This window comes from Zymomonas sp., assembly GCF_020216885.1.
Classification (GTDB): domain Bacteria; phylum Pseudomonadota; class Alphaproteobacteria; order Sphingomonadales; family Sphingomonadaceae; genus Zymomonas.
On sequence record NZ_JAIWON010000003.1, the window covers coordinates 1 to 10,000 of the forward strand.

The following is a 10,000-nucleotide window of genomic DNA, read 5'->3' on the forward strand; positions in this document are numbered from 1 at the left end:
TGAGCAAAACCTTTAACCGCAGGCTTATTAGCTTTTGCCAAACGACTTTCAGAATCGCTTCTGCTCGTCGCAAGCATGGCCTCTAATTCTGCCATTCTAGGGTCTTGTGGTCCCAGCCCTTTATTAGAATCGTTACTCATCATCGCCAACTCGCTACGCCTTGAATTCCAACCCCTTGAATTTCAAGGATAAATGCTATTCAGCATGACGAGTAACTATCTCGTCAAGTAGGTCTTTTTTAAGAAGACGGGTGAAGCAAGTCAACTCAAAGCGCAGAGAATGAAAAACCAAACTTTTCTATTATCCCCATCGCAAAAAAAGACCAGTTAAGCAGAATATCGCCTATTTACAGGTAAAAAGCCCTTCCAAGGCATCTTTTACCAAGTCTTTTTAACCGCAGGTTGAAGGTAATGCGATCGGGCCATTTTTTTTCTGCCACTTCCCATCAGTCAAAGCATAAAATTGACCCTCTTGGACACGACTTGCCAATGTTTTACATCCGACAGCGACGGCCCATTCTTCGACAGTAACCCCACGTTTAGCGGCTTCTGCGGTATAAGCAGCACGTCTTCTAATATTCAAAGCATCGACGGCTGTTTTGACTGGAGGTGGCGGTGTTTGGGCAAAGCCCATATAGCCATCAATCTTTTCACCAATCACGCCGTTGGCTATGGCTGATTGTAAAATATCATCACCGCCTTGAGCAAAAGAAGGCACGGCTAAGGACAGGCCCATAACAAGAGCCACACGGGCAATAGCTTTGAGCCATTTCATTTTTACGTTGGTCATTGTGGGAATAACTCCGGATTATTTTGAATAAAGTCGCCAGCATCTTTTTGAAGATGAACGACAACCTCCTGCCGGACATTGACATTAAGATTTATCTCAATCGGTTTGTCAGGTGCCTTAACCGAGATGCACCCCCCTACCATCAGCAAGCTGGCGAAAAGAAGGCTCTTCTCTATTACTCCGGTCTTCTGCCTCATATATAATCCTAATAGATAGTTACTAATATAGACTCTTTTTCTTCATTTTTAAGATTAGAAGGCGCCTTCAGTAGCCAGCTCTGACTGATTAAGAACTGAACGAGGATTGTTATAAGAGCGCATCGCGTTCAGTAACCCACGGAAAGGTGCCTTTACTTGGACATTGAAATGAAAAGGTACTTTTTCAATCTCACGTGCCAAATAAGAACGATCGGCTTTCGTCTCGACTTCTCGAACACCGCCAAATTGAATGGAGCTGACAAAATCGCCATCAAGGCTACCATTCAAAAGGACATCTAAGCGTTGATAACGGACACCCTTCAAAACATCGAAAGCTACCTTACCTAACATGCCCTGATGAGCATTAGATACTGGGCCGACATAACTCACAACTCCACCAGGTTTACGGCTAGCCAGACGTCCACCCTCGATTTTGCCACTATTGGCGCTAAATTCGATCGGTAAAATCCCATCAAAACGGCCACTAACAAATATATTTTTTAACTGGAGATTCTCGACCAACGGGGCGCTGTCCATATCAGATACATGGAAAACAACTTTATGGGAGCCTGTATGCCCAAAATCGAGGACAGAACCATCCAATGTCAAATGACCATCAAAGAAAGGCCAATCGCCTTTTTCAACAACAACCACCCTATTGGGTAAGAGCTGATACCGTATCTGCCCGTCTTTGATAGCTAAACCAGCATTGATTTCATCAACGGTTGCCAGCTGATTGGGTGGCGTTTTCAAATTCAAAAGATCAGAAAAAACTACCTTCCCTTTAAAACCTGAAACTGTGCCAAAGGCTGCAGCAAAATCGAGATCGTTAGTAACAAACTGCCCCGTGCTAACGACATTCTTTTTCTTCCAGTCAATTCTACCTTGACCAGATAAGCTCCCCTTTACATCCGCAAAAATACCCAAGGTTAAAGGCGTAATTTGTTCCGGTTGCAGGTTTTTATTAAAAGACACATTGTTGACGTGGAATAAAACATGACCACGGCTATCACCAAAATGATGCTCAATCCTTGTATCCAAAAGATGGATAGTCCGGATATCCAAAGGACGATCTATACCCGCTGTAATATGGACACGATCTTTATTGATCTGCATCAACAAGTCTTGCGACCGCACCGGTAAAAAACGAGGCGATGCTTGATCTGCATCGGCAATATCTACAGCACCATGCAAAACAATATCGGTATTATCGGTCGTTTTCTCGCCGCCCTTATTCTGCCATTCCCAATGCGCAGCACCATTACTAAACAGAAAAGGTGCAAGACTGAAGCGACCTGACATACCAGTCAGGTCACCTTCACCGTCCATCCCGTCAAGATTAGCTGTTAAGTGGTCAATAGACAGGTGGGTATCAGGATCGCCATCATCCCCCTTTTGATTGAATTGTAATCCACTTAACTCCGCATAATGGCGCGCAAGAAAAAAAGAAGACGTCTTCACATGAAGATTGAAAGGCTGGTTGTTAATTACCCCTGCAATCGTTGGATTATCGAGGCGCGCGCCGCCCTCTGTTAAATGACCATTATCGACTCTTAGGAATGACTTTTCGATAGGACAAAGCGGCAAAACGATTTTTTGAGCAGTTACACCTGACATAACCAATTTTTCAGCCCGCAGGTTAAAGCAACTGCGGTTAATGGCAATTTGGTCTTTCTTCCCTTCAATATCGACAGGCAAAATCAAAGATTTAACCTGTCCATTCGCCCCGATAGGCCCTGATATATCAGCTTGAGTTTTCAATAAGAAATGCTGTTTTTCATATAAAAAGCTGACAGGCGCTAAAGTAATAGAGGCTGTATTGTTACGATAAGGCTCAATCTTAGCCTCTCCTTTAACACCATAATCCCCTAACTGCGCCAGATGGATTTCAGCGTTTGGAAAACCGTCTCCTTTTAAAGAAAAATCACCACCAAAATGCCATATTTTCTGCTGTTTTTCTTGCCACTGGGCAAGACCAGAAAATTGTATTTTTTGTCCAGTTGAGCCAGTCAAAACCGCTTTTCTCAAGGTTGCAGTCAAATAGCCTTGTTTATTATCAACAGCAATTTCGGTATCAGCAGAAATATTTCCCGCGAGCTTGGTTAAATTTTGCTGCAACTGTTGGACTAAAGACGATATAGGTGTGTCATCGGGCAAAGTCAGGCTAGAAAAATCTGTTTTTATGCGAGCATTTGCCAAAGAAAACCGCATATTTGCCGAAAGAGGATTGCCCTTTTTAGGATCAGAGAAATAACTAAACGGCAAATCAAAAGAACTGGCAACATGCCAATTACCGCCAGAAACAAAATTTATCTGCTCTTTACCCGAAAAGTCCATCTGTCCTTTTGCTGTTTGAAAATCACCTTTTGCAGTAACTTTCCCATTTACACCCAATAACTGCCATGGTGCATTTCCTGAAGAGGCCACCTCTGGCGTTAATATAGAAACCTGCCCCTGCCAGTTATCCAAAGCTTTGTTTAGAGAAGCATCAACAGAGCCTGTCAGTTTTTCTAACTTTATCTTGCTATTCTGACAGCGAATCGCTTCAGCTGAAGCCGGCCCCTGAAAATAAGGTCTCCCATGCGAGACCGATATTTTCAAAAAGAAATGACCTTTCTCTACTTGGCAAGTATCAGATGAAAAATGTGGAATAGATACGGCCAGATTTCCTTGGAATCCATGGGCAAGGTTACCACTACCATCAGCAGCCATACCAATAACGCCATATTCGGTTTTTAATTTCAGGCGGGCATCTTTCAAATCCACATCCAGAATGGGTAACCCAGAAGCATTACCACTCGTCGCCATATAGCTTTTCAAATAGTTGAGATTCCCAAAATCAACACCCTTTTTATCTAAACGTCCATAAATCCGAAGCTTATCAAAATGGACAGAAGAAATGGCCAAACCATGCCATAAAGGCTTGAGATGGATAACGACATGATCCGCCGCAAGATCAGGGTGTTCAGGATCACCAATCACAAGATGATCAAGCTGCTGAATGGTTGGATCAAGACGAGTTAGACGATAACGTGCCTTGATATGAAGCTGATTTACTTCACGAGTAATCAACCAGCGCCCAAATATCATACGCTGTGACCAGAGAATAAGAAGAACAGCCACAAAAAGGATGATGGCAAACAGCCAGAAATGCTTTTTTGTGAGCCGAAACTGGTTCTGCGTTTTATCCGTCATCCCTGTTTTTCTTTATTAAAATTGGGTCAATATTTATAAAATGAAAGTCGCGATTTCGATGCCATACAAGAATGCTTTAGAAAAAGCCGCTATCTTTATATATTGAAAGTTAAACAGTATTACATCCGGCATCAATCCTTTATATCCATTGAGAATGGATAGAAAAGATATTGGCTATCAAGGTCATCGCGGCCGATTAAGAGAGCGCCTGCTCACAGGCGGAGCTGATGCTTTATTGGATCACGAGGTCATAGAGTATCTTTTAACGCTAGCTATTCCTAGAAAAGATACAAAACCCTTGGCTCGCGCTTTGTTAGCAGAATTTGGCGATATAGAAGCTTTGCTAACAGCCGATCCGGGTATGATTTCCCGTGTCAAAGGCGCAGGCCCGACTGTCGTTTCAGCCTTGAAAATCGCTCAAGTCGCGGCGTTAAGACTCCTCAAAACTAAGATCAAAAAAGCGCCTATTTTATCTGGATGGCAAGCACTGATCGACTATCTTCACGCAGATATGGCTTTTCGATTAACTGAGCGTTGTCGACTACTTCATTTGGACAACCACAATCGCCTTATCCGAGACGAAATTCTAAGCGAAGGCTCGGTTGATCAAGCCCCTGTTTACGTGCGTGAAGTTATCCGAAGGGCGATTGAGCTCTGCTCGGTTGGCCTCATTCTGGTGCACAATCATCCCAGTGGCGATGCAAGCCCCAGTGAAGCCGACATTCAATTAACCCGTTCGATCATCGCCGCGGCACGCCCCTTAAAAATCTATCTTCACGACCATGTCATTATCAGCAGCAGCGGTGCTTGTAGCCTAAAAGGACTTGGCCTTTTGTAATCAAAAGCGCCAAACTCTTGTCAGAAATAGTCGATTGATATTTTTAAAGATTGATAGCCCCTATCGGCTTTGTTAGGTCAAAATGCCATAACCCCCCGCCGGAAAAGACCGGACTATTTGTTAGGAGTCCTAATTATGATCCCCCGTTATTCCCGACCAGAGATGGTAAAAATCTGGGAACCGGAAAGCCGTTTCCGTATTTGGCTCGAAATCGAAGCTCATGCCACCGATGCATTAGCTGAATTAGGCGTTGTCCCGAAAGATGCCGCAAAAGCTATCTGGGAAAAAGGCAGTTTTGAAGTCGAACGCATCGACGAAATCGAAGCTGAAGTTCGCCATGATGTGATTGCCTTTCTGACGAATGTGGCCGAACATGTCGGCGATCCAGCTCGTTTCATGCATCAAGGCATGACCTCTTCTGATGTTCTCGATACCTGTCTTTCTGTGCAGTTAAACCGTGCAGCGCTTATTCTTTTAGACGATATTGATAAACTTCTGGCTGTTTTGAAGCGCCGTGCCTTCGAATATAAAATGACGCCAACGATTGGTCGCAGTCATGGTATCCATGCGGAACCGACGACCTTTGGATTAAAAATAGCGGAAGCCTATGCTGAATTTAAACGGAATCGTGACCGTTTAGAAGCTGCGCGCAAGGATATCGCCACTTGTGCTATTTCAGGTGCCGTTGGTACTTTTGCCAATATCGATCCTCGTGTTGAAGCCCATGTCGCAAAAGAAATGGGTTTAAGTGTCGAACCTGTATCAACGCAGGTTATCCCACGTGATCGCCACGCGATGTTCTTTGCTACTTTGGGCGTTATTGCCTCTTCAATCGAAAGAGTCGCTATCGAAGTCCGGCATCTGCAACGGACAGAGGTTCTGGAAGCTGAAGAATATTTTGCGCCGGGGCAAAAAGGCTCTTCAGCCATGCCGCATAAACGGAATCCGGTATTAACCGAAAATTTAACCGGTCTTTCTCGTCTGGTTCGTGGCTATGTCACTCCAGCCTTAGAAGATGTTGCCTTGTGGCATGAACGCGATATCTCGCATTCATCTGTTGAACGTATGATTGGCCCCGATGCTACCGTTACGTTGGACTTTGCTTTGGCACGCTTGACCAATGTCATGGATAAATTGTTGGTTTATCCTGAACGTATGCAGCGTAATCTCGACCGGATGGGCGGACTTATTCATTCGCAGCGTGTTTTGCTAGCACTGACCCAAGCCGGCATTAGCCGCGAAGTGGCATATCGTCTGGTTCAGCGTAACGCTATGAAGGTCTGGGAATCGGATGGCACTATCTCATTGCTTGAACTGCTAAAGGCAGATCCAGAGGTCACGTTAAGCGATGAAAAGCTAGAAGCCCTGTTTGATCTTGGTTACCACCTCAAACATGTCGACACCATCTTTGAGCGAGTTTTTAAAGACTAAAATTGGCTGGATACCAAGAAAAAAGGCTGTCTAAAAGACAGCCTTTTTTTGTTCTTGCTGGAAATGGTTTTCTTAGAAAACCTTCCAAAAGACGAAATTCCCCAAAGAACTATTCGCCTGTTAAAATTGTTTTCAACTTGGAAAAGAAACCCGATGATTTCGGACATTCTTCGCCGGTCTCGGTCTCTCGGAATTGCTCTAACAATTCGCGTTGCTTTGCCGTCAGACGGGTCGGAGTTTCGACGTCGATCTGAATAATCAAATCACCACGGCCACGGCCATTTAAGACCGGCATACCTGCACCACGCCGTTTTAGCTGTTTACCAGATTGGATACCAGCAGGGATAGAAATCTCATATTGCTCACCATCGAGGCTTGGAACATGGATGCTTCCACCCAAGGCAGCCTTGGTAAAGGAAATCGGCACATGAGCAAACAGGTTGTAACTTTCGCGTTGGAAAACCTGATGCGGCGTTACATGGATGAAAATATACAGATCGCCTGCTGGGCCACCATGTAAACCAGCCTCGCCTTCACCTGACAAACGGATGCGCGTGCCATCATCGACACCTGCCGGAATATTGACAGAAAGGGTCTTATGCTTTTCACAGCGCCCTTCCCCATGACATTCGGGGCATGGATCACTGATAACTTCGCCTTTACCCTGACAAACCGGACAGCTCTGCTCAACAACAAAGAAACCTTGCTGCACCCGAATCCGGCCTGAACCATGGCAAGTGTCACAGGTTTTACGTCCAGAACCTGCCTTAGCGCCAGACCCATGACAAGCATCACAGACAGAGGCAACATCAATTTCAATATCGACTGTCTTGCCCTTAAAGGCTTCTTCTAAATTGATCTTGAGGTCATAGCGCAGATCGGCACCGCGCTGAACAGAAGAGCGCGCTTGACCGCGACCTCCCATAAATTCGCCAAAAACGGATTCAAAGATATCGGAAAAACCGCCGAAATCTTGAGCTCCGCCGCCAAAGCCACCAAAACCGCCGCCTTGAAAGGCATCTTTGCCATAACGGTCATAGGCCGCTCTTTTTTGGGGATCTTTCAAACAATCATAGGCTTCGGAAATCGCTTTAAAGCGTTCTTCCGCGTCACTATCACCCGGATTTTTATCGGGATGATAGCGCATAGCCAAACGACGATAAGAGGTTTTTATGGTTTTATCGTCGGCAGTGCGCTCGACTTCTAACAAACTATAATAATCTAACTCAGACACAAGGCTCCCCCACTTTCACAACCTTACCACCACCGATCACAGCTTATGCTTTAAAACCGATGGTGGCATTGTCGTGACAAGCCCTTATTTAGGCTGATCTTCGGGTCGCAATAACCAGATTATTTCTTATCTTGGTCATCTATTTCCTGAAATTCGGCATCAACAACATTATCACCCTCAGCTTTTTCGGTTTCAGCCGTGTCGTGACGTTCGTTATTTGCCTGATCCTGCTCATAAAGAGCCTGACCTAATTTCATAGCAACTTGGCCTAAAGCTTGGGTTTTTTCGTTGATCTGGGCAACGTCTTCACCTTCCAAAGCCGTCTTCACTGCAGCAACAGCGGCCTCGACTTCAGTTTTCAGAGCCGCATCAACCTTGTCACCCAATTCCGTCAACTGGCGTTCGGTCGTATGAACGAGGCTATCACCATTATTTTTGGCTTCTGCCAGTTCACGACGATGCTTGTCATCAGCAGCAAATTTTTCTGCGTCTTTGACCATCTTATCGATGTCGCCTTCAGATAAGCCACCGGATGCCTGAATGCGGATCTGCTGTTCTTTACCGGTACCTTTGTCTTTAGCAGACACATTAACGATACCGTTAGCGTCAATATCGAAGGTTACTTCGATCTGCGGAACACCACGTGGCGCAGGCGGAATACCGACAAGATCAAACTGACCTAACAGCTTGTTGTCGGCTGCCATTTCACGTTCACCTTGGAAAACGCGAATTGTCACAGCATTCTGGTTATCTTCAGCCGTTGAATAGACCTGCGACTTTTTCGTTGGAATCGTCGTATTACGGTCAATCATACGGGTGAACACACCACCCAAGGTTTCAATACCAAGGGAGAGCGGCGTCACGTCAAGCAACAGAACGTCTTTGACATCACCCTGAAGCACACCGGCTTGAATGGCAGCACCCATGGCAACCACTTCGTCTGGGTTCACACCAGTATGCGGTTCTTTACCAAAGAATTCTTTAACAACCTGACGAACCTTCGGCATACGAGTCATACCACCGACCATGACGACATCGTCAATGTCAGAGGCTTTGACACCCGCATCAGCCAGAGCTTTTTTCACGGGTTCCAAAGTACGATCAATCAGATCAGCAACCAAGCGTTCCAGTTCAGCGCGAGAAATGGTTTTGACCAAATGCTTCGGGCCCGTGGCATCTGCGGTGATAAAGGGCAGATTGACTTCAGTCGTCTGAGCAGAAGACAGTTCGATTTTGGCTTTTTCAGCGGCTTCTTTCAAACGCTGAAGAGCCAGACGATCTTTGGTCAGATCGATGCCTTCGGCTTTTTTGAATTCTTCAGCAAGATAGCTAACGATTTTGGTGTCGAAATCTTCACCACCGAGGAAGGTATCACCATTGGTGGCCTTCACTTCAAAAACGCCATCGCCGATTTCCAGAATGGAGATATCAAAGGTACCACCACCCAAGTCATAAACAGCAATCGTCTTACCATCATTCTTGTCGAGACCATAAGCCAAAGCAGCGGCTGTCGGTTCGTTGATGATACGAAGCACTTCAAGACCAGCGATCTTACCAGCATCTTTCGTTGCCTGACGCTGAGCATCGTTGAAGTAAGCTGGAACCGTAATAACAGCCTGATCAACGGTTTCACCGAGATAAGACTCTGCGGTTTCTTTCATTTTCTGAAGAATGAAAGCCGAAATCTGGGAAGGTGAATAATCCTGACCACCCGCTTTAACCCAAGCGTCACCATTGCTACCACGAACAATATGATAAGGGACTAATTCAGTATCGCGCTTGGTTACTGGATCATCAAAACGGCGACCGATCAAACGTTTAACAGCGAAAATCGTGTTTTCAGAATTGGTAACAGCCTGACGTTTTGCGGGCTGACCAATCAAGCGTTCATCGTCTTTGGTGAAAGCAACAATAGACGGCGTCGTGCGTGCACCTTCTGCATTTTCGATAACTTTAGGCTGACCACCTTCCATAACAGCAACGCAGCTGTTGGTCGTACCTAAGTCAATACCTATAACTTTACCCATGTCCTACCTTCCTTCCCCAGGAATGACAAAATTTACTCTTCTAAAAATAAAAGCTTGCCCTTGGAACAAGTCTACATTGGGCGATATAAGAACGCTTTTTACAAGCGCAAGCCACTCACCCAAGACAGCTTCTTATTATTTTGATTTTTAAGGCTATTTTATCGCCTCAAGCGGCGTATATTGGTTTTTCAGATCCTAATATTCAATAAAAATAATCGAATTCTATTCAAGTCAGCTATGTTTCCAGTCGAGGCAAGGCCAACCTTCTTTTTTGGCCAAGATTTCAAGA

General features: G+C 45.2%; 7 protein-coding genes. 2 read left to right on the forward strand and 5 right to left on the reverse strand.

The features are described from left to right. Nucleotides 1-390 precede the first annotated feature (390 nt). Genes LDL18_RS00100 through LDL18_RS00110 form a run of 3 tightly spaced genes read right to left on the reverse strand, consistent with a single transcriptional unit; the run spans nucleotide 391 to nucleotide 4,181 of the window. Nucleotides 391-789 carry a YdbL family protein gene (locus LDL18_RS00100; RefSeq protein ID WP_296505843.1) on the reverse strand — a complete coding sequence of 133 codons (399 nt, stop codon included), beginning with the start codon at nucleotides 787-789 and terminating at the stop codon, nucleotides 391-393. Next, entirely contained in the window at nucleotides 786-986 is a 201-nt protein-coding gene (locus tag LDL18_RS00105) for a YnbE family lipoprotein (protein ID WP_011240558.1), read from the reverse strand. The genes LDL18_RS00100 and LDL18_RS00105 overlap by 4 nt, the downstream gene beginning before the upstream one ends. 54 nt (nucleotides 987-1,040) lie before the next feature. Continuing rightward, nucleotides 1,041-4,181 carry a YdbH domain-containing protein gene (locus LDL18_RS00110; RefSeq protein WP_296505846.1) on the reverse strand — a complete coding sequence of 1,047 codons (3,141 nt, stop codon included), beginning with the start codon at nucleotides 4,179-4,181 and terminating at the stop codon, nucleotides 1,041-1,043. Nucleotides 4,182-4,335: 154 nt separating this feature from the next. On the opposite strand from LDL18_RS00110, the gene radC reads away from it, so the two are divergent. Both radC and purB read left to right on the forward strand, forming a co-directional pair. Beyond that, complete coding sequence (radC, locus tag LDL18_RS00115; protein WP_296505848.1) at nucleotides 4,336-5,019, forward strand: DNA repair protein RadC; 684 nt, start codon at nucleotides 4,336-4,338, stop codon at nucleotides 5,017-5,019. 135 nt (nucleotides 5,020-5,154) lie between these two features. Further along, nucleotides 5,155-6,450, forward strand: a complete 1,296-nt coding sequence (purB, locus tag LDL18_RS00120; protein ID WP_296505849.1) for an adenylosuccinate lyase — start codon at nucleotides 5,155-5,157, stop codon at nucleotides 6,448-6,450. Between the two features lie 109 nt (nucleotides 6,451-6,559). Here purB and dnaJ read toward each other — a convergent pair whose 3' ends face one another. Continuing rightward, nucleotides 6,560-7,684: a molecular chaperone DnaJ gene (gene dnaJ / locus LDL18_RS00125; protein WP_296505851.1), complete on the reverse strand. Its 1,125-nt coding sequence runs from the start codon at nucleotides 7,682-7,684 to the stop codon at nucleotides 6,560-6,562. A 119-nt stretch (nucleotides 7,685-7,803) separates the two neighbouring features. Then, complete coding sequence (gene dnaK / locus LDL18_RS00130) at nucleotides 7,804-9,711, reverse strand: molecular chaperone DnaK (protein WP_296505854.1); 1,908 nt, start codon at nucleotides 9,709-9,711, stop codon at nucleotides 7,804-7,806. Nucleotides 9,712-10,000: the final 289 nt, after the last annotated feature.

Bases quoted from the DNA above. Each gene is read 5' to 3' on its own strand.
- LDL18_RS00100 (WP_296505843.1), bottom strand. From the start codon at position 789: ATGACCAACGTAAAAATGAAATGGCTCAAAGCTATTGCCCGTGTGGCT.
- LDL18_RS00105 (WP_011240558.1), bottom strand. From the start codon at position 986: ATGAGGCAGAAGACCGGAGTAATAGAGAAGAGCCTTCTTTTCGCCAGC.
- LDL18_RS00110 (WP_296505846.1), bottom strand. From the start codon at position 4,181: ATGACGGATAAAACGCAGAACCAGTTTCGGCTCACAAAAAAGCATTTC.
- radC (WP_296505848.1), top strand. From the start codon at position 4,336: ATGGATAGAAAAGATATTGGCTATCAAGGTCATCGCGGCCGATTAAGA.
- purB (WP_296505849.1), top strand. From the start codon at position 5,155: ATGATCCCCCGTTATTCCCGACCAGAGATGGTAAAAATCTGGGAACCG.
- dnaK (WP_296505854.1), bottom strand. From the start codon at position 9,711: ATGGGTAAAGTTATAGGTATTGACTTAGGTACGACCAACAGCTGCGTT.